This window comes from Leclercia sp. W6, from assembly GCF_003336345.1.
GTDB lineage: Bacteria > Pseudomonadota > Gammaproteobacteria > Enterobacterales > Enterobacteriaceae > Enterobacter.
In genome coordinates, this window is sequence record NZ_CP031104.1 from 4,178,575 (window position 1) to 4,204,943 (window position 26,369).

A 26,369-nucleotide genomic window follows, 5' to 3' on the forward strand; every position below is an offset into this window, starting at 1 on the left:
CCATGGGTATCCTTTCCATCGCCAATCAGCACCTGCGCTTCGCGATTAAGCTGGCCTTCGCCATTGTGCTGGCGCTGTTTGTCGGGTTCCACTTTCAGCTGGAAACGCCCCGCTGGGCGGTGCTGACCGCGGCGATTGTTGCCGCCGGCCCGGCGTTTGCCGCAGGCGGTGAACCTTACTCCGGCGCCATCCGCTATCGCGGGATGCTGCGTATCGTCGGCACCTTTATCGGCTGTATTGCCGCCCTGACTATCGTGATCCTGATGATCCGCACCCCGCTGCTGATGCTGATGGTGTGCTGTATCTGGGCCGGTTTCTGCACCTGGATCTCCTCTCTGGTGCGGGTGGAGAACTCCTACGCCTGGGGCCTTTCCGGCTATACGGCACTGATCATTATCATCACCATTGAGGCCAACCCGCTGTTGACGCCGCAGTTTGCCGTTGAGCGCTGCAGTGAGATCGTGATGGGGATCGTCTGCGCGATCGTAGCGGATCTGCTGTTTTCTCCCCGCTCGATCAAACAGGAGGTGGATCGCGAACTGGATGCGCTGATCGTTGCCCAGTATCAACTCATGCAGCTTTGCATCGAGCACGGCGACAGTGAAGAAGTGGATAATGCCTGGAGTGCGCTGGTACGCCGTACCACCGCCCTGGAAGGGATGCGCAGCAACCTCAATATGGAGTCGTCGCGCTGGTCGCGGGCAAACCGCCGCCTGAAGGCGCTTAATACCGTCTCCTTAACCCTGATTACCCAGGCCTGTGAAACCTATCTGATCCAGAACACGCGCCCCGAGGCGATCACCGGGACCTTCCGGGAGCTGTTTGCCACCCCCGTTGATACCGTTCAGGACGTGCATAAACAGCTCAAACGCATGCGCCGGGTCATCGCCTGGACCGGTGAACGCGATACGCCAGTCACCATCTACACCTGGGTCGGCGCGGCGACGCGCTACCTGCTGCTCAAACGCGGCGTGATCGGCAACACTAAAATCAGCGCCACCGAAGAGGAGGTGTTGCAGGGGGAAGTGGTGGTGAAAGCCGAGTCGGCGGAACGTCACCATGCGATGGTTAACTTCTGGCGCACCACGCTCGCCTGTATGCTGGGTACGCTTTTCTGGCTCTGGACCGGCTGGACCTCCGGCAGCGGTGCGATGGTGATGATCGCGGTAGTCACCTCGCTGGCGATGCGTCTGCCTAATCCCCGGATGGTGGCGCTCGATTTTCTGTACGGCACGCTGGCGGCGCTGCCGCTTGGCGCCTTCTATTTTCTGGTGGTTCTGCCCTCGACCCAGCAAAGCATGCTGTTGCTCTGTCTGAGTCTCGCGGTTATGGCCTTCTTTATTGGTATCGAGGTTCAGAAACGACGCCTCGGATCGCTGGGGGCCCTGGCCAGTACCATCAATATTCTGGTGCTGGATAACCCGATGACCTTCCACTTCAGCCAGTTTCTCGACAGCGCGCTGGGGCAGATTGTTGGCTGCTTCCTGGCGATGATGGTGATCCTGTTGGTGCGCGATAACTCTCAGGCCCGAACCGGCCGCGTACTGCTGAACCAGTTCGTTTCTGCCGCCGTCTCGGCGATGACCACCAATACCGCCCGGCGTAAAGAGAACCATCTGCCTGCGCTCTATCAGCAGCTCTTTTTATTGCTGAACAAATTCCCGGGCGATATCGCGAAATTCCGCCTGGCCCTGACGCTGATCATCGCCCACCAGCGTCTGCGCAACGCGCCGATTCCGGTTAATGACGATCTCTCCGCCTTCCACCGCCAGCTGCGCCGTACTGCCGATCATGTGATTTCAGCGTCCAGCGACGATAAGCGCCGACGCTACTTCACGCAGCTGCTGGCGGAGCTGGATATCTATCAGGAAAAACTGCGTATCTGGGAGGCGCCGCGACAGGTGACCGAACCGGTGCAGCGGCTGGTGGGCATGCTGCATCGTTACCAGAATGCCCTGACCGACAGCTGATCCTTCCAAAAACCGACGCCATAAGCGTCGGTTTTTTTGTGACTATACTTATTCGGGCAAGTACTTAAACCCAGAATGGGAGGATACATGACTACCCAGTTTCTTCAGGATAGTGCGCTATTTCAGACCGGATATTTAGTCGATGGCGTATGGAAAACGCTCGATACCACATTCGATGTACTTAACCCGGCGACCGGGGCGGTGGTAGCCCAGGTGGCAAAAGCAGGCAAGAAAGAGACCGAAGAGGCCATCGCCGCCGCAAGCCGTGCTTTCCCGGCCTGGCGTGCCAGAACCGCAAAAGAGCGTTCGGCCATCCTCTATCGCTGGTATGAATTAATCATTGAAAACAAGCAGTGGCTTGGCCAGCTGATGACCACCGAGCAGGGCAAACCGCTGAAAGAGGCGGAAGGGGAAGTGGAGTACGCGGCCAGTTTCATCCAGTGGTTTGCCGAGCAGGCCAAACGCGCCAACGGCGAAATCATCCCTCCTGTTAAACCCGGCTCCCGCATTCTGGCCACCCGTGAGCCGGTTGGCGTGGTGGCGGCTATCACGCCGTGGAACTTCCCGATGGCGATGCTGACCCGCAAGCTGGGCCCGGCGCTGGCGGCAGGCTGTACCGGGGTGATAAAACCGGCCAATAACACGCCGCTTAGCGCCTTTGCGCTGCTCACTCTGGCTAAAAAAGCGGGTGTCCCGGACGGCGTACTCAACGCGGTGGCCGGAAATACCGCTGAGATAAGCGACGCGATCATGTCCAGCCCTGAGGTGCGCAAAATCTCCTTTACCGGCTCGACGGCGGTGGGCAAAACCCTGATGCGCAATGCCGCCGAGACCATGAAAAAAGTCTCAATGGAGCTGGGCGGGAATGCGCCTTATATCGTCTTTGACGACGCCGATATCGATGCGGCGGTGAAAGGGGCGATTGCCAATAAATTCCGTAACGCGGGGCAGGTCTGCGTCAGCGTTAACCGCTTCTATATTCAGGAGTCGGTGTATGAGGCGTTTGTCAGCAAACTCGTGGCTGCCGTGAACGACTTAAAAGTGGGTGACGGTCTGGAAGAGGGGACCGTTGTCGGGCCGCTGATTGAGCCTGCCGCAGTGAAAAAAGTGCGTGAACATGTGGAGGATGCGGTCACCAAAGGAGCCACGGTGCTGGCGGGCGGCAAAGCCCATGCCCTCGGCGGCAACTTCTGGCAACCGACGGTATTGGGAAACTGTCATGAAGGGATGGCGCTTGCCAGCGAAGAGACCTTCGGACCCGTGGCGGCCTGCTTCCGTTTCACCTCCGAAGAGGAGGTGATCCAGCGTGCCAACAATACGCCGTTTGGCCTGGCTGCCTATTTCTATACTCAGAATTTGCAGCGGGTGTTCCGCGTTTCGCAAGCCATTGAGAGCGGGATGATCGGCATAAACGAGTGCGCGGTATCCACGGAGCTTGGGCCTTTTGGCGGGGTGAAAGAGTCGGGGCTGGGCCGCGAAGGGTCAGTATTGGGACTGGAGGAGTTCCTGGAAGTGAAAACCCTGCATATCGGGGGATTATAATCGACGGGGCGGCAGAAGCCGCTCACCTGGACGGGGTGGCTGGCATGAATATCTATACGTTTGATTTTGATGAAATCGACAGTCAGGAGGATTTCTACCGTGAGTTTTCACGGACCTTCGGCATAGGTCAGGAGAGGGTGACGGATCTGGACTCCCTGTGGGAAATAGTGACCAGCAGCCAGTTGCCGCTACCGCTTGAAATCGAATTCATCCATTTACCGGAAAAGCTGCGCAGACGTTTTGGGGCGCTGATCCTGCTGTTTGATGAGGCGGAAGAGGAGCTGGAAGGGCAGATTCGCTTTAACGTACGTTAGTGCGGGACATAAAAAAGCCCCTGCAAAGCAGAGGCAAGTCGTATATCAATACGACGAGGGTTTATTTGTACAGCTCAGCGGTCGCGTGCCAGTGGTCACCGGTGTTCAGTTCGGTGACGCGGTAGCTGCTGGCGCCCGCCTTTTCAGCTTTTTCCGCCAGAGCCTGACGGATATCCATCGGAGAACCGGCAACCTCATTAACAGAGATACTTCCCATCGATTGCAGGCCTTGCGCCTGGTCAGCATTTACCTGGTGTACGGCTGCGCCGGCACCAAATGAAAGAACGGAAGCGAAACCAGCGGCGATGATTAATTTAGTGTTCATAGTCTTTACTCCTGGAGTGCAGGCTCAACGGCAGGAAGGGTTGTGCTGCTATTTTTATGCCTGATGCCGTTGAACAGAGATATCGGGTAGTACGGGTAATGCTCGGTACGACTTATTTGTACAGCTCAGCAGTGGCGTGCCAGTGGTCACCTGAACGCGCTTCGATAACGCGATAAGCAGAGGCACCCTGTTCCTGTGCTTTTTTGTTCAGCATCTGATTCATGTCCATCGGAGAGGTACCGATAGCACCGACGGAAACCGTACCGATAGATTCACGGGACTGGGCCTGCTCAGCGTTAATCGCATCGGCGGCAAAAGCACCGAAAGACAGGACAGACAGAATGCTTAGTGTGGCTACGGTAGTTTTGATTTTCATGATTCTCTTCCTCGTCATATTCTTTACTGGGGTCTTCGTTTCGTGACCCTCATCACAAAATCAAGTATACACTAATAACGGCAAAAATTAATACCATGCTAATTGTTTCTTGTGTAATCACGTATTAAGCAAAATGCTTTTTATAACCACATGGAATAAAAACCAGAAGATTAAGCGGAGTTCAGACGTTTATTTCTATTAAAATTAAGGGGATACGCGAATTTGATTATTCGTGCGATCTCGCGGTTTATCATTCACTGGGTGAATGCATTGGGACAGAAAAACGCACTATTTGTTAAATTACAGATAACAGATTGTAGGGAAAAACGAGGCGGGAGCAGAAGGTTCCCCGCCGCGAGTGGCAGCGGGGAAGGGGATCAGAGTTCCTGTTCGAACAGCACCAGAATGGCTTCGTAGAGATCTTTCACCGAGAAACCATTGGCCGGGGTCGTGAAGATGGTATCGTCACCAGCAATAGTGCCGAGGATACCTTCCGCTTTACCCAGCGAGTCGAGCAGGCGCGCAATCAGTTGTGCTGCACCCGGGCTGGTGTGGATCACCACCACAGCATCGTTATAGTCGATATCCAGTACCAGATTCTTCAGCGGGCTCGACGTGGTCGGAACGCCCAGTTCGGCTGGCAGACAGTAGACCATCTCCATTTTGGCGTTGCGGGTACGCACCGCGCCGAACTTGGTTAACATGCGGGAGACTTTCGACTGGTTGATGTTTTCGAAACCCTCATCCTGTAGAGCCTGGACAATCTCCCCCTGGGAACTAAATTTTTCTTCTTTAAGCAGCGCTTTAAACGCTTTAACCAATTCTTCTTGTTTAGAAGAGATTCGCATAAATCACCCGAAATATAGCGGTAGAAACAACATTATTATGCACATGGATGAATTTTTATGCAAATTATCTGCCCAATCTTAGGCTGAAATAATGTTATGAAAGGGAGTGATTTTATCAAAATTCGTTATCAAGGAACATGCCTGCGTCACGCCTCGCAAATAACCTTAAAAGTAAATTAAATGTTATCAAATTGATGTTGTTTTGGTGGCTGGCGAGGGTGTATTGTAACCACCTCTTGATTCGTTGCTTAGTTATCGCATAACGCCCGATAGCTTTCCGGCAGAAGCGAAAAGCGCGTGACCGCTAATTCCTGATACATCACGATTGTAATTATTGATCTGCTGAATTAAGGTCGCCGCGACGGAGTAACAGAAAGTTAGCTCACCATAATAAGGAGTTTAGGATGAAAGTCGCAGTCCTCGGCGCTGCTGGCGGTATCGGCCAGGCGCTTGCCCTACTACTGAAAACTCAGCTGCCTGCAGGCTCAGAACTCTCTCTCTATGATATCGCCCCGGTAACACCTGGTGTGGCGGTAGACCTCAGCCACATCCCGACGGCTGTTAAAATCAAAGGCTTTTCCGGTGAAGATGCTCGCCCGGCGCTCGAAGGCGCAGACGTGGTGCTGATCTCCGCAGGCGTGGCGCGTAAGCCAGGTATGGATCGTTCCGACCTGTTCAACGTGAACGCGGGTATCGTTAAGAACCTGATTCAGCAGGTTGCTACTACCTGCCCGAAAGCCTGCATCGGTATCATCACTAACCCGGTTAACACCACTGTGGCTATCGCGGCAGAAGTGCTGAAAAAAGCGGGCGTGTATGACAAGAACAAACTGTTTGGCGTGACCACGCTGGACATCATCCGCTCCAACACCTTTGTTGCGGAACTGAAAGGCAAACAGCCAACCGAGCTCGAAGTCCCGGTTATCGGCGGCCACTCTGGCGTGACTATTCTGCCACTGCTGTCCCAGATCCCAGGCGTGAGCTTCACCGAGCAGGAAGTGGCTGACCTGACCAAACGTATCCAGAATGCCGGCACCGAAGTGGTGGAAGCGAAGGCGGGTGGCGGCTCTGCAACCCTCTCTATGGGCCAGGCTGCAGCACGTTTCGGTCTCTCTCTGGTTCGCGCCCTGCAGGGTGAGCAAGGCGTGGTGGAATGCGCTTACGTTGAAGGTGACGGCGAGCACGCGCGCTTCTTCTCTCAGCCGCTGCTGCTGGGTAAAAACGGTATCGAAGAGCGTAAGTCTATCGGCACCCTGAGCGCGTTTGAACAGCAGGCGATGGCTGGCATGCTGGAAACCCTGAAGAACGATATCGTTCTGGGCGAAGAGTTCGTTAACAAGTAAGCGACGCGCTTCCCGTCAGGGCAATAAAAAACCGGAGCATGGACTCCGGTTTTTTTATGCCAGCCAACTCAGTTGGTGGCCGGGTATTCCTGAATGGTCACCTGCAGGGTCAGTTTCTTATCATCACGCATCACTTCCACCGGGATGATAGAGCCAGGCCTGATCTCCGCCACCTGATCCATGGTTTCCAGCGCCGATACGGCCGGTTTGCCGTTCACCGAGACAATCACGTCGTTAACCCTGATACCCGCTTCTGCCGCCGGGCCGCCAGGGGTCACTTCGTTCACCACAATCCCCTGGATCTGATCGATTCCGCCACCCTGAGAATGCAGCGGAGCAATCTCACGCCCGCCAATGCCAATGTAGCCGCGGATCACGCGTCCGTCGCGAATCAGCTTATCCATAATCTTGTTGGCGAGCTGGAACGGGATGGCGAAGCCGATCCCTTCGGGCGTTTCCCCGTCGTTGCTCTTATCAAACGAGAGGGTGTTGATGCCCATCAGTTCACCCAGCGAGTTCACCAGCGCGCCGCCGGAGTTGCCATGGTTGATGGACGCGTCCGTCTGCAGGAAGTTCTGCCGTCCGGATGGGTTCAGGCCGATACGCCCGGTTGCGCTGATGATCCCCTGGGTAATGGTCTGTCCGAGGTTATAGGGGTTGCCAATCGCCAGCACCACGTCGCCGATATGCGGCGTCCGCTTACGGTTGATGGGGATAACGGGCAGGCCGCCCGTGGCGTTGATTTTGAGGACTGCCAGATCCGTCAGACTGTCGGAGCCCACGAGCAGTGCCTCAAAGACGCGGCCATCCTGCAGCGCCACGATGATCTGATCGGCATCGTTGATCACATGTTTGTTGGTAATAATGTAGCCGCGTTCATCCATGATCACCCCGGAGCCAAGGGTGCGGATCTCCAGCTGATTATGGCTGGTGCTGTTCAGCCCACGGTTATAGACGTTAACCACCGCAGGGGCGGCGCGGCGTACTGCCTGGTTATAACTGGCAGGCGTTTCATCTGCGCTGTCGAACTGCGGCGCAGCCAGCTGATTGAACTGACGTAAAGAGGGCATCGCGGCCAGTAACAGGCCACCTACTACCAGGCCGATGGCGACCGAACGAATGAGCTTAAAAACCATGATACGGGCGTCGTTAAAGGGAGAACGCAAGCAGCATAACATGACTTATCCGGACATCACACGGGGCGATGTCCGGACAGGTACAGGCTTAGCGCAGCAGAATATAGAGCGTATCGTTACCACGCACGATCTGCAGGGCGATAACGGTAGGTTTGCTCTCCAGCACCTTGCGCATTTCGGCGATAGACTGCACGCGAACGCGGTTCACCCCGATAATCACATCGTCCTGATGAAGCCCCGCCTGCGCGGCAGGGCTGCTCTTCTCAACGCTGTCGAGGGTGATGCCTTTGGTGCCATCTTTTAACTGCCCGTCACTTAAGGTGGCTCCCTGTAGCGCGGGAGCAATCATCTCTGCGCTGGCCGATGAAGAGGTGCTTTTATCGAGCGTGACCTGCAGATCCAGCGGCTTCCCGTCACGCAAAATGCCGAGCTTAACCGTCGCACCCGGCTCCGTAGTGGCGATGCGCGAGCGCAGTTCGGCAAAGCTGCTTAACGGTTTATCATTCAGGCTGACAATCACGTCCCCGGATTTCACGCCCGCTTTTGCAGAACCAGAATTCGGCAACACTTCGCTGACGAAGGCACCGCGCTGAACGTTCAGGTTGAATGCTTTGGCGATATCCGCGCTCATCTCGGTGCCTTTAATACCCAGCAGGCCACGTTTCACTTCGCCAAACTCAATCAGCTGCTGGGCCAGCGTGCGGGCCATGTTGCTGGGAATGGCAAAGCCAATCCCGACGCTACCGCCGCCAGGGGCCAGAATGGCGGTGTTAATGCCAATCAGCTCGCCGTTCAGGTTCAGCAGCGCGCCGCCGGAGTTCCCCCGGTTAATGGAGGCGTCGGTCTGGATAAAGTTTTCCAGCCCTTCAAGATTCAGCCCACTGCGGCCCAGCGCGGAGATAATGCCGGAGGTGGCGGTCTGGCCGAGGCCGAAGGGGTTACCCACCGCCACCGCGAAATCGCCGACGCGCAGCTTGTCGGAATCGGCGATGGCGATTTGCGTCAGGCCGGTTGGGTTTTGCAACTGCAGCAGGGCGATATCGCTCTGATCGTCACCGCCAATCAGTTTGGCATCAAACTCCCGGCCATCATTCATCTGCACGCTGATTTTATCGGCATGGCTGATGACGTGGTTATTGGTCAGGACATAGCCCTTCGCGGCGTCGATGATGACCCCAGAGCCCAGACCTTCAAAGGGCTGTCCCTGCTGGTCTGGGGCCTCATCGCCAAAATACTTTTTCAACTCTTCCGGAATACGCTGGCTCTGCACCGCAGTGCCTTCGACCTGTACGCTTACGACGGCGGGCAGGACTTTCTCCAGCATCGGCGCCAGGCTCGGCAGGGCGGCCTCGCCGGGAACCTGCGAAGGGAGTGCGGCGGCCAGCGGATACGAGGCCGACAGGGATAAACCGATACTCAATGCTAACGCGCTCAACAGCTGATTTTTTTTGTTCATTTATGCTGGCTCTCGCAACCTGGAATGAAGGGATAACGGCCCTGAAACAGACTGATGTTATTGAATTTTAAAACGCTGAACAATGAGGTGTTTGACTAAATAATAGCTGGGGTCAGGAAGAAAGGACGGGCGCAAAGGCTGCGCCCGTAAAATTTATTTTCGATCTGCGATTAGTCGCGCTTTGCGCCACCGCGCAGCAGGCCGGAAGCCCCTTCGGAGTAGTCACGTGGCATCTGTACAGGCGCTTGATCGTTACTGGCTTCGGACTCGGCCAGACGGTTACGGAACGGATTGTTTTCCGCGCTCATCTCCGGCAGCAGGCTGCTGGAGCTTTTCGCCATGTGCTGATAAAGCTGACGGTAGTCATGCGCCATGTTGTCCAGCAGCTCGGCGCTCTGAGCAAAGTGGCTGACCAGCTCTTCACGATACTCGTCCAGTTCAGCTTTGTTCTTTTCCAGTTCGTACTGCAACGCCTGTTGCTGACGCAATTTGCGATTACCAAAACGCATGGCCACGGCGCCGATAGCGATGCCGACGACTAAACCAATTAGCGCATATTCCCAGGTCATGAACTTCTCCCGTTGTCTTGTGGTTCCGTAGGGTGTTGGCTCGGCTCCATGCCAGGGCCTGATTATGCCACTATAACCGCTATTTCCTTAGAAGTGGAATCCCGCCGCATCATCGCGTACTGTAGAACGGCCTTTTTTTCGTCAACTGAGCCGTCTGACGGGTATTAATTGAAGGAATAACAATAACATTATGCAAAGTCTCTCCCCTACATCGCGTTATCAACAGGCCCTGAGCGAGGGCTCCCACCAGCCAGATGAGGTACAGCGTGAAGCGGTAAGCCGTCTGGACGGCATCTGGCATGCGCTGACGGCCCGGCCAGCCGAAGCTGCGCCTTCCGGTGGGTTAAAAGCCGCATTTGGACGGTTGTTGGGCAAGAAAGCGCCGCAGAGCGTCACGCCAGTGCGCGGTTTATATATGTGGGGGGGCGTCGGGCGCGGCAAAACCTGGCTGATGGATCTTTTTTACCAGAGCCTGCCGGGGACGCGTAAGCAGCGTCTGCACTTTCACCGCTTTATGCTGCGGGTGCATGAAGAGCTGACGGCCCTGCAGGGGCAGAGCGATCCGCTGGATATTGTCGCTGAGCGTTTTAAAGCCGAAACCGATGTGCTCTGCTTCGATGAGTTTTTTGTCTCGGATATTACCGACGCCATGCTGCTGGGCGGATTAATGAAAGCGCTCTTTGACCGGGGTATCACCCTGGTGGCGACGTCAAACATTCCGCCAGATGAGCTCTACCGTAACGGCCTGCAACGTGCCCGCTTCCTGCCGGCTATCGCGGCCATCAAAGAGCATTGTCACATCATGAATGTGGATGCTGGCATCGACTACCGTCTGCGTACGCTGACCCAGGCCCATCTCTGGATTTCGCCGTTGAATAACGACACGCAACAGCAGATGGACAAGCTGTGGCTGGCGCTTGCTGGCGCGGAGCGAGGTAACGCCCCGGTGCTGGAGGTAAACCATCGTCCGCTGCAAACGCTGGGCGTCGTCAACCAGACCCTCGCCGTGTCGTTTGCCACCCTCTGTGTCGATGCCCGCAGCCAGCATGACTATATTGCGCTCTCGCGCCTGTTCCATACGGTGATGCTGTTTGAGGTGCCGGTGATGACTACGTTGATGGAGAGCGAAGCCCGACGTTTTATCGCGCTGGTGGATGAGTTCTACGAACGCCACGTCAAGCTGGTGGTGAGCGCAGCCGTGCCTTTATATGAGATCTATCAGGGGGAGCGGCTGAAGTTTGAGTTCCAGCGCTGCTTGTCACGCCTGCAGGAGATGCAAAGCGAAGAGTATCTGAAGCGCGAGCATATGCCGTAATAAAGGCCACCCTCTCCCCGTGGGAGAGGGCAACAGACCGCGCTTTTCCCGCCCCTGGAAAAACCCGCTTCAAATCACAATTAAGGGTCGATCTTTACCCCTGACTTCTCTATAATCTTGCGACCCCACGTTACAAGAAGGTTTTTTTCCCAAAACTTTCTCTGCGCCGGCATAGGCTATTCGAAGGGGTAGGTTTGCTGGACAATGTCGTGTGAACCTCAACTACTAAACGTTTGGGTGTTCACCAACGTGTAACTTATTTATTTGGGTAAGCTTTTAATGAAAACTTTTACAGCTAAACCAGAAACCGTAAAACGCGACTGGTATGTTGTTGACGCGACCGGTAAAACTCTGGGCCGTCTGGCTACCGAACTGGCTCGTCGCCTGCGCGGTAAGCACAAAGCGGAATACACTCCGCACGTCGATACCGGTGATTACATCATCGTTCTGAACGCTGACAAAGTTGCTGTAACCGGCAACAAGCGTACTGACAAAGTGTACTATCACCACACCGGCCACATCGGCGGTATCAAACAAGCGACCTTTGAAGAGATGATTGCCCGCCGTCCTGAGCGTGTGATTGAAATCGCGGTTAAAGGCATGCTGCCAAAAGGCCCGCTGGGTCGTGCTATGTACCGTAAACTGAAAGTTTACGCAGGTAACGAGCACAACCACGCGGCACAGCAACCGCAAGTTCTTGACATCTAATCGGGATTATAGGCAATGGCTGAAAATCAATACTACGGCACTGGTCGCCGCAAAAGCTCCGCCGCTCGCGTGTTCATCAAACCGGGCAGTGGTAAAATCGTAATCAACCAGCGTTCTCTGGAACAATACTTCGGTCGTGAAACTGCCCGCATGGTAGTTCGCCAGCCGCTGGAACTGGTTGATATGGTAGAAAAACTGGATCTGTACATCACCGTTAAAGGTGGTGGTATCTCCGGTCAGGCAGGTGCGATCCGTCACGGTATCACCCGCGCTCTGATGGAGTACGACGAATCCCTGCGTTCTGAACTGCGTAAAGCTGGCTTCGTTACTCGTGACGCTCGTCAGGTTGAACGTAAGAAAGTGGGTCTGCGTAAAGCACGTCGTCGTCCACAGTTCTCCAAGCGTTAATTGCTTTCTGCTTCGGCAGACAACAATTTGCGAAAAACCCGCTTCGGCGGGTTTTTTTATGGTTCATGCTCAACGCATCCACGTCCAGAGGCCCTTTCTGACCTCTTTTTCAGCATTTCCAGAATACCCTCACCACAAAGGTCGCAAAATCTGGTAAACTATCATCCACTTTTCTGCCCAAATAATGGTGAATGCTCGATTTTTGTTCTCTTTTTGAACAAGAGTAGAAATTCCCTGGGATGGGCAACAAAACATCTGGCTGGCCTGTATGGCCGGTAGCAGTAAAAATTCTGAATATACCTGGAGGTTTTCATGGCTGTCGCTGCCAACAAACGTTCGGTAATGACGCTGTTTTCTGGTCCTACTGACATTTATAGCCATCAGGTTCGTATCGTGCTGGCCGAGAAGGGTGTCAGTTTTGAGATCGAGCATGTGGAAAAGGATAACCCGCCTCAGGATCTTATTGATCTCAACCCAAGCCAGAGCGTACCAACGCTGGTGGATCGTGAGCTGACCCTGTGGGAATCCCGTATCATTATGGAATATCTGGATGAGCGTTTCCCGCATCCGCCGCTGATGCCGGTCTATCCGGTTGCGCGTGGGGAAAGCCGTCTGTACATGCAGCGTATCGAGAAAGACTGGTATACGCTGATGAACGTCATTGCGAACGGTTCCTCTTCGGAAGCCGATGCTGCGCGTAAACAGCTGCGTGAAGAGCTGCTGGCGATCGCACCGGTGTTCGGTCAGCGTCCGTTCTTCCTGAGCGATGAGTTCAGCCTGGTGGATTGCTACCTGGCTCCGCTGCTGTGGCGTTTGCCAACTCTGGGTGTTGAATTCAGCGGTCCTGGCGCGAAAGAGCTCAAAGGCTACATGACGCGCGTATTTGAACGCGACTCCTTCCTTGCTTCTCTGACTGAAGCTGAACGTGAAATGCGTCTCGGCCGGGGTTAATCATTGTGGAAATGTCACAGCTTTCTCCGCGCCGTCCGTATCTGCTGCGTGCCTTCTATGAATGGCTGCTGGATAACCAGCTCACGCCGCACCTGGTAGTGGATGTGACGTTACCGGGCGTGCAGGTTCCTATGGAATATGCACGTGACGGGCAAATTGTGTTGAACATTGCGCCGCGCGCGGTGGGTGGTCTTGAGCTGGCGAACGACGAAGTTCGCTTCAACGCCCGCTTTGGCGGCGTTCCGCGTCAGGTTTCTGTGCCGCTGGCTGCTGTACTGGCTATTTACGCACGGGAAAACGGCGCGGGCACCATGTTTGAGCCGGAAGCGGCTTATGATGAAGACGTTGCCAGCCTCAATGATGAACATGGCGCGACCGAGAGTGAAAGCGAACCGGTCATGTCGATTATCGATGGCGATAAGCCCGATCACGATGATGATCCAGACGACACGCCGCCACCACGCGGTGGGCGTCCATCGCTTCGCGTTGTGAAATAAAAAAGGGCCTGTTGGCCCTTTTTTTATCCCATAAACACCTCTTTAACGGTTCGGCGGGAGTCAATCCCACCGGGCCTGTTTACACTTCGAGGTAGTTCATGATGCCGTCAGCCGCTTTACGGCCTTCGGCAATGGCGGTCACCACCAGGTCTGAACCGCGAACGATATCGCCACCGGCGAAGATTTTCGGGTTGCTGGTCTGGAAGGCGTTGTCGCTGCCTTCCGGGGCGATGATGCGGCCCTGAGAATCCAGCTCGACGCTGTGTTTCGCCAGCCACTCCATGCTGTGTGGACGGAAACCAAACGCCATCACCACTGCGTCAGCCGGGATCACAAACTCGGAACCGGCCACAATCTCCGCGCGGCGACGGCCTTTCGCATCCGGCGCACCCATCTCGGTACGCGCCATCTTCACGCCACTCACCTTACCGTTGGCATTCACTTCAATACCCAGTGGCTGGATGTTGAACTGGAATTCCACACCCTCTTCACGCGCGTTTTTCACTTCGCGTTTAGAGCCCGGCATGTTCTCTTCATCACGACGGTAGGCACAGATCACGTGTGCCGCATTCTGACGAATGGAAGTACGCACGCAGTCCATCGCGGTATCGCCCCCGCCCAGCACCACAACGCGCTTGCCTTCCATGCTCACAAACGGCTCGTCGGCGGTTTCGCCATAGCCCATCAGCTGCTTGGTGTTGGCAATCAGGAACGGCAGCGCGTCGTATACGCCTGGCGCCTCTTCGTTCTCCAGCCCGCCACGCATCGACTGATAGGTGCCCACGCCCAGGAACACGGCGTCGTAATCTTTCAGCAGATCGTCGAGCTGCACGTCACGGCCCACTTCGGTGTTGAGTTTGAACTCAATGCCCATACCGGTGAAGATTTCACGGCGGCGGGTCATCACCTCTTTTTCCAGCTTGAAGGCCGGGATGCCGAAGGTCAGCAGACCGCCGATCTCCGGATGACGGTCAAATACCACCGCTTTCACGCCGTTGCGGGTCAGCACGTCGGCACAGGCCAGCCCCGCCGGACCGGCACCGATGATCGCCACACGTTTGTCAGTCTGACGCACGCCGGTCATGTCCGGGCGCCAGCCCATCTCGAACGCTTTATCGTTGATATAGCGTTCGATATTACCGATGGTCACCGCACCGAACTCGTCGTTCAGGGTGCAGGAACCTTCACACAGACGGTCCTGAGGGCAGACGCGGCCGCACACTTCCGGCAGGGTGTTGGTCTGGTGAGAGAGCTCGGCGGCCTCAAAAATACGTCCTTCGTTAGCCAGCTTCAGCCAGTTCGGGATGTAGTTATGCACCGGACATTTCCACTCGCAGTACGGGTTGCCGCAGGAGAGGCAACGGTCTGCCTGTGCTTTGGCCTGGCCTTCGGAAAACGGCTCATAAATTTCAACAAATTCAATTTTACGGATCTTCAGCGGCTTCTTCGGCGGATCCACACGCTGCAGGTCGATAAACTGGTAAACATTCTGGCTCATCTGAATTCCTTACTGCGCCTGCACACGCAGCTCTGCTGCGCTACGACTACGGTGACCCAACAGGGCTTTAACATCGCTGGACTTCGGTTTAACCAGCGCGAATTTCGCAGAGAACGCCGGCCAGTTGGCCAGGATCTCTTCGCCGCGCACGGAACCGGTATGATGCACGTGCTCGGTAATCAGACCACGCAGGTGCTCCTCGTGGATCGCCAGGCTATCAACCTCCAGCACTTCCACCAGTTCCGGGTTCACGCGTTTGCGGAACTCACCGTCTTCATCCAGTACATAGGCGAAACCACCGGTCATACCTGCACCGAAGTTAACGCCCGTTTTGCCCAGTACGCAGACAATCCCGCCGGTCATGTATTCACAGCCGTTATCGCCGATACCTTCCACCACGGTGATGGCACCGGAGTTACGTACCGCAAAACGCTCACCCGCACGGCCTGCTGCAAACAGACGACCGCCGGTGGCACCGTACAGACAGGTGTTGCCGATGATGCTCGCATCACAGCTGCGGAAGGCAGAACCCACCGGAGGACGTACCGCCAGCAGACCGCCCGCCATGCCTTTACCGACGTAGTCGTTGGCATCGCCGGTCAGGTACAGCTCAACGCCGCCGGCGTTCCAGACACCGAAGCTCTGGCCCGCGGTACCGCTGAAGTGCGCGATAATCGGATCGGCAGCCAGACCCTGGTCACCGTGCGTCTGCGCGATGTAGCCAGAGAGCGACGCGCCTACGGAACGGTCGGTGTTGCGAATATCAAACCAGAAGGTTTTGCTCTGCTTCTCATCCACAAACGGCTTCGCCTGCTGCAACAGCTGCGCGTTCAGCACGCCATTGTCGAACGGCGGGTTTTTCTCGGTGCAGTAGACCGCTTTGCCCGGATGCGGCTCAGCCGTTTCCAGCAGGCGGGAGAGCTTCAGGTTCTGCTGTTTAGCCGTGAATCCGTCCAGCTCTTTCAGCAGGTCGGTACGGCCAATCAGATCCACCAGACGCGTTACGCCCAGCTGCGCCATCAGCTCGCGGGTTTCGCGGGCGATGAAGTCAAAGTAGTTGGTCACTTTGAACGGCAGACCGTGATAGTGGTTCTTACGCAGCTTCTCGTCCTGGGTAGCAACACCGGTTGCGCAGTTGTTCAGGTGACAAATACGCAGGTATTTACAGCCCAGCGCCACCATCGGACCGGTACCGAAACCAAAGCTCTCCGCACCCAGAATCGCCGCTTTGATGATGTCGAGGCCGGTTTTCAGGCCGCCATCCACCTGCAGACGGATCTTATGACGCAGGCCGTTAGCCACCAGCGCCTGCTGGGTTTCCACCAGGCCCAGCTCCCACGGACAGCCCGCATACTTCACGGAGGAGAGCGGGCTTGCGCCGGTGCCACCGTCGTAACCGGCGATGGTGATGAGATCCGCATAGGCTTTTGCCACGCCGGTGGCGATGGTGCCGACACCCGGTTCGGAAACCAGCTTCACGGAGATCATCGCTTTCGGGTTGACCTGTTTCAGGTCGAAAATCAGCTGCGCTAAGTCCTCGATAGAGTAGATATCGTGGTGCGGCGGCGGGGAGATCAGCGTCACGCCCGGTACCGAGTAGCGCAGTTTGGCGATGTACGGGGTCACTTTGTCACCCGGTAACTGGCCGCCTTCGCCCGGTTTTGCACCCTGAGCGACTTTAATCTGAATCACATCGGCGTTGACCAGATACGCTGGGGTCACACCGAAGCGACCGGACGCAACCTGCTTGATACGCGACACTTTATTGGTGCCGTAGCGCGCCGGATCTTCACCGCCTTCGCCGGAGTTAGAGTTGCCGCCGATGCTGTTCATCGCCTCAGCCAGCGCCTCGTGAGCTTCCGGGCTCAGCGCACCGATGGACATCGCAGCGGTATCGAAGCGTTTGAACAGTTCAGACGCAGGCTCTACGTCATCGATGCTCACAGCCTCGTCACCCGGGTTCAGCGCCAGCAGGTCACGCAGTGTGGCCGCCGGGCGGTTGTTAACCAGCTCAGCATACTGCTGATAATCGCTGTACTCGCCGCTCTGGACAGCCTGTTGCAGGGTGCGCACCACGTCCGGGTTATAGGCGTGATATTCGCCGCCGTGCACGTACTTCAGCTGTCCGCCCTGATCCAGCGGCTTACGTGCCAGCCAGGCGCGTTTGGAGAGGTTCAGCAGATCCTGCTGGAAGTCGCTGAAGCCCGCTCCGCCGATACGGCTGATCACGCCCTGGAAGCAGAGGTCGGCGACATCGTCATGCAGACCAACGGCTTCGAACAGCTTCGAGCAGCGGTAAGAGGCGATAGTCGAGATGCCCATTTTGGACATGATCTTGTACAGACCTTTGTTGATGCCGTTACGGTAGTTCAGCATCACGGTACGGTAATCTTTTTCGATGGCGTTGGTGTCGACCAATTTTGCCAGCGTTTCGTAGGCCAGGTACGGGTAGATCGCCGTCGCACCAAAGCCCAGCAGCACGGCAAAGTGGTGCGGGTCGCGCGCACTTGCGGTCTCAACAATGATGTTGGCGTCGCAGCGCAGGCTCTTCTCCACCAGACGCGTCTGGATTGCACCCACCGCCATAGGCGCCGGAACCGGCAGACGGTTCTTCGCGATATTACGGTCGGACAGCACCAGCAGAACGGTACCGTTACGCACCATCTGTTCGGCCTTATCGCACAGCGCTTTCACCGTCTCTTCGAGGTTCGCTTCGGTCACGTCGAAGGTGATATCGAGCGTGTCGGCGCGATAGTGCTCCTCTTGCATGGTGGTCAGCTGGGTGAAATCGGAGTAGAGCAGGATCGGCGATTTAAAGGTCAGACGGTGCGCCTGGCCTTCGGCTTCGCAGAAGACGTTCATCTCACGACCGATGCTGGTCGCCAGCGACATTACGTGGGCTTCACGCAGCGGGTCGATCGGCGGGTTGGTGACCTGCGCGAACTGCTGACGGAAGTAGTCGTAAATAATGCGCGGCTGGCTGGAGAGCACGGCAAACGGGGTATCGTCACCCATAGAGCCGACCGCTTCCTGGCCGTTTTCACCCAGTACGCGGATAACAGAGTCCAGCTCTTCCGCGCTGTAGTTAAACTGTTTCTGGTAGCTGGCGAGGGTATCGTCATCCAGCTCGCGGCTGCCCACGTCGTTATCCGGCAGATCTTCGAACGGCACCAGACGGCGGACGTTTTTCTCCATCCACTCTTTATACGGGTGACGGCTTTTCAGATCGTTGTCGGTTTCCGCGGAGTGCAGGATGCGACCGCCACGGGTGTCGATGACCATCAGCTCGCCAGGGCCAACGCGGCCTTTTTCTACCACTTCGTCAGGCTGGTAATCCCAGATGCCTACTTCGGAGGCACAGGTGATCAGCTTGTCTTTAGTGATGACGTAGCGCGCCGGACGCAGACCGTTACGGTCGAGGTTACAGGCGGCAAAGCGACCGTCGGACATGACGATACCGGCCGGGCCATCCCACGGCTCCATATGCATGGAGTTAAAGTCGAAGAAGGCGCGCAGCTCCGGATCCATATCCGGGTTGTTCTGCCAGGCTGGTGGCACGAGCAGGCGCATGGCGCGGACGATATCCATCCCGCCAGCGAGCAGCAGCTCCAGCATGTTATCCATGGAGCTGGAGTCCGAACCGGTTTCGTTAACGAACGGCGCGGCATCGTGCAGATCCGGGATCAGCGGGGTCTGGAATTTATAGGTACGGGCGCGGGCCCACTGGCGGTTACCGGTGATGGTGTTGATCTCGCCGTTGTGCGCCAGATAGCGGAACGGCTGAGCCAGCGGCCAGCGAGGTACGGTGTTGGTGGAGAAGCGCTGGTGGAACAGGCAAATGGCCGATTCCAGACGCAGGTCCGCCAGGTCCAGGTAGAAGCGCGGCAGGTCAGCCGGCATACAGAGACCTTTATAGATGTTCACCAGGTTCGAGAGGCTACAAACGTAGAACTCTTTATCGTCCTGGAGACGTTTTTCAATGCGGCGGCGGGCGATAAACAGGCGGCGTTCCATATCACGCGGACGCCAGCCCGCAGGCGCGTTGACAAAGATTTGCTCGATACGAGGCAGCGAGGAGAGGGCGATTTCACCGAGCACCCCTTCGTTGGTTGGCACATCGCGCCAGCCGACAATAGAGAGGGTTTCACGTTGAAGTTCTTCTTCGACGATGCGGCGTGATACGGCGGCTTTTTCAGCGTCCTGATTCAGGAACAGCATGCCGACAGCGTAGTTTTTGGCTAAACGCCAGCCGCGCTCTTCCGCCACGATACGGAAGAAACGATCCGGTTTTTGCAGCAGCAGACCGCAACCGTCGCCGGTTTTACCATCCGCAAGGATAGCGCCACGGTGCTGCATACGGGCCAGTGCGTGTATAGCAGTACGCACTACCTTGTGGCTAGGTTCGCCTTCTATGTGGGCGATCAGGCCGAAACCACAGTTATCCTTCTCAAGGGATTTATCGTACAACATATCAGTGAACCTCCCCAGGCTCGTCGGGCTTCCCACTGAACCGTGGCGCACAGGCACAGAAAGAGCATGGCGACGGGGTTTGCGCTTCATACGCGTACCTCGCATTCGCCCTCTTAATATCCTTTTCGCGCAGGTAAACAAGTTTGAGGACTTGCTTCAGAGGGAATCTCAATTACTGCATAAATATGATGAGCAGGCTGCTCATCCAGAAAGCTTCCAGCGGATTTCCAACTTATCGGGAATCTGTACACAGGTCAAATGGCAATCTTATTTATCCAAATATGTGCTAAGAGGAGGTTAATTATTTGATTTATTTAAACATTTAACCGCTTTCACATCACTGTAACCTTGCTGTGGGCTTTTGGGGAGTGTGATCTGACTCACTATATGAAAGCGGTATTATCGCTTTAGCATGCTAAATAGTGCGATTTAAGCAGGATTAAATGCTGCCATGCCAGAAAAGCCCGCATGATGTCACTGTTTTTCAGCGAAGACGATATAAATGAAAAAAACCATCAGAACATAAGGAAAAGTAATTAAGCGGGCGGTGCATGAAATTGCAATTATCCTGGTTAATTATTCAAAAGATAAAAGCGCACCGGGGCGATTGATCCAGGTCATCGCCGACGGCGGTTAAAAATGGCAGGCTTGTCCCCTTTCAACGGGGCGGTCTAACAGATTATGCAGTTACAGAAATTAGTCAATATGTTTGGTGGGGATCTTTCGCGCCGGTACGGGCAAAAGGTTCATAAGCTGTCGCTGCACGGGGGTTTTAGCTGCCCGAACCGCGACGGCACTATCGGACGCGGCGGCTGTACCTTCTGTAATGTGGCCTCTTTTGCTGACGAAGCGCAACAGCATCAGTCTATCGCTGCGCAGCTTGCCTATCAGTCGACGCGGGTCAACCGGGCGAAGCAGTATCTGGCCTATTTTCAGGCTTATACCAGCACCTGGGCTGAAGTGCAGGTGCTGCGATCGATGTATCAACAGGCGGTGAGCCAGGCGAATATCGTCGGGCTCTGCGTCGGCACACGCCCCGACTGCGTACCGGAAGCGGTACTGGATCTGCTCAGCGAATATAAAGAGCAGGGGTACGAGATCTGGCTGGAGCTGGGATTGCAGACCGCCCACGATAAAACCCTGCATCGCATCAACCGTGGTCATGATTTTGCCTGCTATCAGCGCACCACCCGGCTGGCGCGCGAGCGCGGGCTGAAGGTCTGTACCCATCTTATTGTCGGCCTGCCGGGAGAAGGGCGGCATCACGCGCTGGAAACCCTGCACAGCGTGGTAGAGACCGGCGTGGATGGCATCAAGCTGCACCCGCTGCATATCGTCAGAGGCAGCATTATGGCGAAAGCGTGGGAAGCCGGGCGGCTGAACGGGATTGAGCTGGACGAGTATGTTCTCACCGCCGGGGAGATGATTCGCCATACACCACCGGAAGTGGTCTATCACCGCATCTCCGCCAGCGCCCGTCGTCCAACGCTACTGGCACCGCTGTGGTGTGAGAATCGCTGGACGGGGATGGTGGAGCTGGACCGCTATCTGAACGAGCAGGGCGTGCAGGGCTCGGCGCTGGGTACACCCTGGGTGCCCACGCTATCTCCGGCGTCCGCCCAGTAAACTGCCCAACACACCGCGGATAATCTGATTCGTCACCTGACGTGCCGCGCTTTTCGCCATGGTTTGCACCACCCCGTCGCGTTTACCGCCGCGCGGCCCGGTGCTGCCAAACAGAATCTCTTTTAACCCGCCGAGAATGCCCTCATCGACCGCCACGGACTGGCCTTTAGCGGCTGGCGCCTGCTGCTGCTCTGTGGTGGCCTGCACCCCTTTTTGCAGCATCTCAAACGCGGACTCCCGGTCCACCTGATCTTCATATTTACCGTAAACCGGGGAATGGTTGATCAGCCCGTTACGCTCGTCGTCGCTAATCGGCCCCATTCTGGAGTGGGGTGCAATGACCATCGCGCGCTCCACCATGGATGGGCTGCCTTTGGCATCCAGGAAAGAGATCAGCGCTTCGCCGGTGCCCAGCGCCTGAATGGCCGCTTCGGTCTCAAAGGCCGGATTGGCGCGCATGGTCTGCGCTGCGGCTTTGACCGCTTTCTGATCTTTCGGCGTAAAGGCGCGCAGGGCGTGCTGGACGCGGTTACCCAGCTGGCCCAGGACGTTATCAGGAATATCGGCCGGGTTTTGCGAAACAAACCAGACGCCCACCCCTTTAGAGCGGATCAGGCGGATCACCTGCTCGATCTTATCCAGTAGCACCTGTGGCGCATCGTTGAACAGCAGATGGGCTTCGTCGAAGAAAAAGACCAGCTTCGGTTTGTCCAGATCGCCCGCTTCCGGCAGCTGTTCATAGAGCTCTGAGAGCATCCAGAGCAGGCTGGCCGCGTAGAGCTTCGGCATCTGGTAGAGCTTTTCCGCGCTCAGGATGTTGATAATGCCTTTGCCGTTGCTGTCGGTTCGCATCCAGTCTTTGATATCGAGCATCGGCTCGCCAAAGAAGTGCTCGGCTCCCTGCTGCTCCAGGGAGAGCAAGCCACGCTGGATAGCGCCGATAGAGGCGGGGCTGATATTGCCGTACTGCGTCTGGAAGGCTTTGGCGTTATCGCCGATATACTGCGTAATGGCCCGCAGATCTTTGAAATCGAGCAGCAACAGCCCCTGATCGTCGGCAATGCGGAAGATAATGTTCAGCACGCCGGTCTGCACCTCGTTCAGATCGAGCAGACGTGCCAGCAGCAGCGGGCCGAGATCGGAAACGGTCGCCCGTACCGGGTGGCCGCGCTCGCCAAAAATATCCCACGCCACCACCGGGTTGCTCTGCGGTTGCCAGTCGGTCACGCCAATATTCTTTAGCCGTTCGAGTAACTTATCCGATGCGGCTCCCTCCCGGGCAACGCCGCTGAGATCGCCTTTCACGTCAGCCATAAACACCGGCACGCCAATAGTGGAAAATGACTCGGCCAGCTTTTGCAACGTCACCGTTTTCCCCGTGCCCGTTGCACCGGTGATCAGACCATGACGGTTTGCCATCGCGGGCAGCAAAAACAGCTCAGTGTCTGGCGTCCGGGCAATCAGCAGGGGTGTACTCATGATGCGCATCCTCGTGGAATCTTGCGTGGAGTATAGGCAACCTGACGGCAAAATGAATGTGTCAATTTCTCAGTTTGCAGCGCATTACGCAGCGCGGACTATGCTTTTGCATACGGTTAACAACATATTGGAAAGCTATGTCCAGATTCTTCTTTAACGACCGCAAACAGCTGGTGAATGATGCCATTGAAGGGATGCTGATCTCCGCCCCGCACGGCAATCTCGCCAGACTGGATATCGATCCGGCTATCCGCGTGGTGGTGCGCGCCGACTGGGATAAAAGTCGCGTGGCGGTGATATCCGGCGGGGGCTCCGGCCATGAACCGGCGCACGCGGGTTTTGTGGGTAAAGGGATGCTGACCGCGGCCGTCTGCGGCGATCTGTTTGCGTCCCCCAGCGTCGAGGCGGTGCTGAACGCCATTGTGGCCGTCACGGGCGATCGTGGCTGTCTGCTGATCGTCAAAAACTACACCGGGGATCGTCTCAACTTTGGCCTCGCGGCAGAAAAGGCCAAACGCTACGGGCTCAAAGTGGAGATGGTGATCGTGGCCGATGACATTGCCCTGCCGAATAACAAGCAGCCGCGTGGCATCGCCGGAACTGCGCTGGTGCATAAGATCGCCGGGTATGTTGCTGAACAGGGCAAGTCGCTAAACGAGGTGCGCGATATGGCCCGCCAGGCCTGCGAAAATCTCTGGAGCCTGGGTGTGGCCATGCAAACCTGCAACCTGCCGGGCAGCGACGATGAAGAGGGGCGCATCAAAAAAGGCCATGTCGAGCTGGGGCTGGGGATCCACGGCGAGCCCGGGGCATCGGTGGTGGAGACGCAAAACAGCAAAGCCATTATCGATACGCTGGTGCAACCGCTGCTGGCGCAGGCGGGGGAGGGACGGCTGGCTGTGCTTATCAATAACCTCGGCGGCGTGTCGGCCCTGGAGATGGCGCTGCTGACCAAAGAGCTGGCGCATTCCGCCCTGAAGGATCAGATTGCGTATTTGATTGGCCCGGCGCCGCTGGTGAGCTCGCTGGACATGAAAGGCTTTTCGTTATCGCTGCTGAAGCTGAACGCGGCATTTGAGCAGGCGCTGAACGCCCCGGTGGAGACGCTGGGCTGGCAAAAGCCCGTCGCCTTTGCGCCGCTGCGTACGTTAACGCACACTCCGCTGCACGACAGCGTGGAGTTTACCCCGTCGGCAAATGCGCATGTGGCGCAGCATGTCTCTGCGGTGGCGGAGCGGTTAATCGCCCTGGAAAACCGCCTTAACGCCCTGGACGCGAAAGTGGGGGATGGCGATACCGGTTCGACCTTTGCGCAAGGCGCGCGGGACATTGCGCAATGGCTGGAAGAAGATCGCCTGCCGCTGAACGATCTGCCGCAGCTGTTGCTGCTGGTGGGTGAGCGGCTGGCGACGGTGATGGGCGGTTCAAGCGGGGTGTTGATGTCGATCTTCTTTACCGCCGCCGGGGAGGGACTGCGTAGCGGTAAGCCCCTGCCGGATGCCTTGCTGACCGGGCTTGCGCAAATGAAGCACTATGGCGGTGCCGAACTGGGGGATCGCACGCTGATTGATGCGCTGCAGCCCGCGCTGGAAGCGTGGCAGAAAGAGGGGCTTCAGGCTGCCGCCAGGGCGGCAAAAGAGGGGGCAGATGCCACGACGAGCATGGGCAAAGCCGGGGCAGGGCGTTCATCATATGTGAATAAGGAGAATCTGCAGGGTGTTGCCGATCCTGGCGCGGTTGCGGTTGCCGAGGTGTTTGCGGCTCTGGTGCGATTGTAGAGAAACGCCCGGTGGTGCTACGCTTACCGGGCCTACAAAGCACATGTAGGCCGGGTAAGGCGTAGCCGCCACCCGGCACATTCACGTCAAAAATCCGCTTTTAGCACCACACGGTAACGGGCTTTGCCGTCACGGACATGCTGGATCGCTTCGTTGATTTTCGACATCGGGTACATCTCGATGGTCGGCGCGACTCCGGTGCGGCCGGCAAACTTCATCAGTTTGCGCAGCTCGTACGGTGTGCCCGTTGCGGAACCGGAGATACTGCGGTCGCCACCGATCAGCGTAAAGGCGGGAACCGGGAGCGGCTTCAGCACGGCACCGACGGTATGGAAGTTTCCGCCATAGGCCAGCGCTTCAAAGTAAGGCTGCCAGTCGAGATCGACATTTACGGTGTTGATGATCAGATCGAACTGCCCCGCCAGGGCGGTCAGCGCCTCGGGATCGCGGCTGTTGACCACTTTGTCAGCACCCATCGCCAGCACTTCCTGCTCTTTGGCCGGGTTTGAGCTAAAGGCGGTCACTTCACAGCCCATCGCATGCAGCAGCTTAATGGCAATATGGCCCAGACCACCGATGCCAATCACCCCTACGCGGCTGGTGGCGGTGACGTGGTGCATCAGCAGCGGTTTGAAAACCGTGATACCGCCGCACAGCAGCGGACCCGCAGATTCAATATCCATCTGCTCAGGGAGAGGAATGACCCACTGCCAGTCGGCGCGCAGTTTGTCGGCGAAGCCGCCGTTGTTCAGGATAGTGGGTGTGGCCCCTTCCAGACAGTTGATCTGGTTGCCGCTGATACAGGCGTCACAGTGACCACAGCTACGGGCAGTCCAGCCAATGCCCACGCGCTGACCAATTTTCAGCCCTTTATCCTGTGCGGCATCGCCCAGGGCAACAACGCGCCCGATCACTTCGTGACCGGCAATCAGCGGGTATTGTGAAAAGCCCCATTCGTTATCGATCATCGACAGGTCGGAATGGCAAATGCCGCAGTAATCCACCTGCACTTCGACGTCTTCTGCTTTCAGCTCGCCCGCATCGTATTCGTACAGCTCAAGCTCTGCACCCGCCTGCGGTGCGGCGTAGCTTTTTATCTTTGACATCAGTTTTCCCCTTCGTGGTGTTGAACTGAGAGTGTAGAGCATTCAGTTTACAACCGCTTAACAGAAGGGGGCAGGAGAAAGGTTACAGCGTTTTCAGCATTCGCACTTCGCAATCAACATGGCCGGTACAGCCCAGTGGCTGGTCGATATGCTCAAAGCCGAGATGCTCGTACAGCCTGATGGCTTCGGTCAGGAAGGCAGTGGTTTCAAGATAGCAGCGTTTAAACCCTTGAGCGCGGGCGTGATCCATCGCCAGTAACGCCAGTTTTTTCGCCAGGCCTTGTCCACGGACAACGGGCAGGAAATACATTTTTTGCAGCTCGCAGATATCGGGTTCGCTGCAAACTAATGGCGCAACCCCACCTCCACCTACGACCTGACCCTCTTGCTCAACCACCCAATAGGCTGCACCCGGCTGGCTGTACAGCTGAAAAAGTTCATCCAGATTAGGGTCGGCCACGGTGTAGCCTTTATCGGCGGTCAGGCCATATTCTGCGGAAACCTGACGGATAACAGCGGCTATCGCGGCATTATCCTGCGCAGAGAGGCGGCGTAGTGAGGCGGTCTTTGGCGCAACAAGATTCATAAATAACTCAATTTCAATTCAGAAAACTATACGTTTCTTTAATACCACTATTTTTTTAATGGCGCAAG

22 protein-coding genes are annotated in these 26,369 nt (G+C 56.6%); 11 read left to right on the forward strand and 11 right to left on the reverse strand.

What is annotated here, in order from left to right; translation table 11 throughout:
• Positions 1-2: 2 nt before the first annotated feature.
• From aaeB to DVA43_RS20505, 3 genes are all read left to right on the forward strand, one after another.
• Positions 3-1,970: a p-hydroxybenzoic acid efflux pump subunit AaeB gene (gene aaeB / locus DVA43_RS20495; protein WP_114316569.1), complete on the forward strand. Its 1,968-nt coding sequence runs from the start codon at positions 3-5 to the stop codon at positions 1,968-1,970.
• Between the two features lie 87 nt (positions 1,971-2,057).
• On the forward strand, positions 2,058-3,512 hold the full coding sequence (locus tag DVA43_RS20500) for an NAD-dependent succinate-semialdehyde dehydrogenase (RefSeq protein WP_114316570.1): 1,455 nt from the start codon (positions 2,058-2,060) through the stop codon (positions 3,510-3,512).
• A gap of 44 nt (positions 3,513-3,556) precedes the next feature.
• Positions 3,557-3,826, forward strand: coding sequence for a barstar family protein (locus tag DVA43_RS20505; RefSeq protein ID WP_103824955.1), 270 nt, complete (start codon positions 3,557-3,559; stop codon positions 3,824-3,826).
• Positions 3,827-3,887: 61 nt separating this feature from the next.
• On the opposite strand, the gene yhcN (DVA43_RS20510) is transcribed toward DVA43_RS20505, so the two are convergent.
• The 3 genes from yhcN (DVA43_RS20510) to argR form a co-directional block, all read right to left on the reverse strand.
• The gene (gene yhcN, locus DVA43_RS20510) at positions 3,888-4,151 is read right to left on the reverse strand and encodes a peroxide/acid stress response protein YhcN (RefSeq protein WP_103824954.1); all 264 of its coding nucleotides are present in this window, start codon (positions 4,149-4,151) and stop codon (positions 3,888-3,890) included.
• 112 nt (positions 4,152-4,263) lie between these two features.
• Complete coding sequence (gene yhcN / locus DVA43_RS20515; RefSeq protein WP_103824953.1) at positions 4,264-4,527, reverse strand: peroxide/acid stress response protein YhcN; 264 nt, start codon at positions 4,525-4,527, stop codon at positions 4,264-4,266.
• A gap of 377 nt (positions 4,528-4,904) precedes the next feature.
• Positions 4,905-5,375, reverse strand: a complete 471-nt coding sequence (gene argR / locus DVA43_RS20520) for a transcriptional regulator ArgR (protein ID WP_103824952.1) — start codon at positions 5,373-5,375, stop codon at positions 4,905-4,907.
• Between the two features lie 404 nt (positions 5,376-5,779).
• Between argR and mdh the strand changes: the two genes are divergently transcribed.
• Positions 5,780-6,718: a malate dehydrogenase gene (gene mdh, locus DVA43_RS20525; protein WP_103177218.1), complete on the forward strand. Its 939-nt coding sequence runs from the start codon at positions 5,780-5,782 to the stop codon at positions 6,716-6,718.
• Positions 6,719-6,786: 68 nt separating this feature from the next.
• On the opposite strand, the gene degS is transcribed toward mdh, so the two are convergent.
• The 3 genes from degS to zapG form a co-directional block, all read right to left on the reverse strand.
• Entirely contained in the window at positions 6,787-7,854 is a 1,068-nt protein-coding gene (degS, locus tag DVA43_RS20530; RefSeq protein WP_103180994.1) for an outer membrane-stress sensor serine endopeptidase DegS, read from the reverse strand.
• Positions 7,855-7,942: 88 nt separating this feature from the next.
• On the reverse strand, positions 7,943-9,310 hold the full coding sequence (gene degQ, locus DVA43_RS20535) for a serine endoprotease DegQ (protein WP_114316571.1): 1,368 nt from the start codon (positions 9,308-9,310) through the stop codon (positions 7,943-7,945).
• A 170-nt stretch (positions 9,311-9,480) separates the two neighbouring features.
• Positions 9,481-9,879, reverse strand: coding sequence for a Z-ring associated protein ZapG (zapG, locus tag DVA43_RS20540; protein ID WP_103177216.1), 399 nt, complete (start codon positions 9,877-9,879; stop codon positions 9,481-9,483).
• A 190-nt stretch (positions 9,880-10,069) separates the two neighbouring features.
• Here zapG and zapE point away from each other — a divergent pair, with 190 nt between their 5' ends.
• The 5 genes from zapE (at position 10,070) to sspB (ending at position 13,758) form a co-directional block, all read left to right on the forward strand.
• Positions 10,070-11,194, forward strand: coding sequence for a cell division protein ZapE (zapE, locus tag DVA43_RS20545; protein ID WP_114316572.1), 1,125 nt, complete (start codon positions 10,070-10,072; stop codon positions 11,192-11,194).
• 279 nt (positions 11,195-11,473) lie between these two features.
• The gene (rplM, locus tag DVA43_RS20550) at positions 11,474-11,902 is read left to right on the forward strand and encodes a 50S ribosomal protein L13 (RefSeq protein WP_024551131.1); all 429 of its coding nucleotides are present in this window, start codon (positions 11,474-11,476) and stop codon (positions 11,900-11,902) included.
• Positions 11,903-11,917: 15 nt separating this feature from the next.
• Complete coding sequence (gene rpsI, locus DVA43_RS20555) at positions 11,918-12,310, forward strand: 30S ribosomal protein S9 (RefSeq protein ID WP_003860436.1); 393 nt, start codon at positions 11,918-11,920, stop codon at positions 12,308-12,310.
• Between the two features lie 312 nt (positions 12,311-12,622).
• The gene (sspA, locus tag DVA43_RS20565) at positions 12,623-13,261 is read left to right on the forward strand and encodes a stringent starvation protein SspA (protein WP_103177214.1); all 639 of its coding nucleotides are present in this window, start codon (positions 12,623-12,625) and stop codon (positions 13,259-13,261) included.
• A gap of 5 nt (positions 13,262-13,266) precedes the next feature.
• On the forward strand, positions 13,267-13,758 hold the full coding sequence (gene sspB / locus DVA43_RS20570; protein ID WP_114316573.1) for a ClpXP protease specificity-enhancing factor: 492 nt from the start codon (positions 13,267-13,269) through the stop codon (positions 13,756-13,758).
• A gap of 79 nt (positions 13,759-13,837) precedes the next feature.
• Here the strand turns inward: sspB and gltD are convergent, their stop codons facing one another.
• On the reverse strand, positions 13,838-15,256 hold the full coding sequence (gene gltD / locus DVA43_RS20575; RefSeq protein ID WP_103824948.1) for a glutamate synthase subunit GltD: 1,419 nt from the start codon (positions 15,254-15,256) through the stop codon (positions 13,838-13,840).
• Between the two features lie 9 nt (positions 15,257-15,265).
• Entirely contained in the window at positions 15,266-19,726 is a 4,461-nt protein-coding gene (gltB, locus tag DVA43_RS20580; protein ID WP_147271042.1) for a glutamate synthase large subunit, read from the reverse strand.
• A gap of 681 nt (positions 19,727-20,407) precedes the next feature.
• Between gltB and DVA43_RS20585 the strand changes: the two genes are divergently transcribed.
• The gene (locus DVA43_RS20585) at positions 20,408-21,352 is read left to right on the forward strand and encodes a TIGR01212 family radical SAM protein (RefSeq protein WP_114316575.1); all 945 of its coding nucleotides are present in this window, start codon (positions 20,408-20,410) and stop codon (positions 21,350-21,352) included.
• Here the strand turns inward: DVA43_RS20585 and DVA43_RS20590 are convergent.
• Positions 21,329-22,831 carry a helicase HerA-like C-terminal domain-containing protein gene (locus DVA43_RS20590; protein ID WP_114316576.1) on the reverse strand — a complete coding sequence of 501 codons (1,503 nt, stop codon included), beginning with the start codon at positions 22,829-22,831 and terminating at the stop codon, positions 21,329-21,331. The two genes, DVA43_RS20585 and DVA43_RS20590, sit on opposite strands and share 24 nt — an antisense overlap.
• Before the next feature lie 137 nt (positions 22,832-22,968).
• Here DVA43_RS20590 and DVA43_RS20595 point away from each other — a divergent pair, with 137 nt between their 5' ends.
• Entirely contained in the window at positions 22,969-24,609 is a 1,641-nt protein-coding gene (locus tag DVA43_RS20595) for a dihydroxyacetone kinase subunit DhaK (protein ID WP_114316577.1), read from the forward strand.
• An 86-nt stretch (positions 24,610-24,695) separates the two neighbouring features.
• Here DVA43_RS20595 and DVA43_RS20600 read toward each other — a convergent pair whose 3' ends face one another.
• Both DVA43_RS20600 and DVA43_RS20605 read right to left on the reverse strand, forming a co-directional pair.
• Positions 24,696-25,715, reverse strand: a complete 1,020-nt coding sequence (locus DVA43_RS20600) for an NAD(P)-dependent alcohol dehydrogenase (protein ID WP_103824944.1) — start codon at positions 25,713-25,715, stop codon at positions 24,696-24,698.
• 82 nt (positions 25,716-25,797) lie between these two features.
• Entirely contained in the window at positions 25,798-26,301 is a 504-nt protein-coding gene (locus DVA43_RS20605; RefSeq protein ID WP_103824943.1) for a GNAT family N-acetyltransferase, read from the reverse strand.
• Positions 26,302-26,369 lie beyond the last annotated feature (68 nt).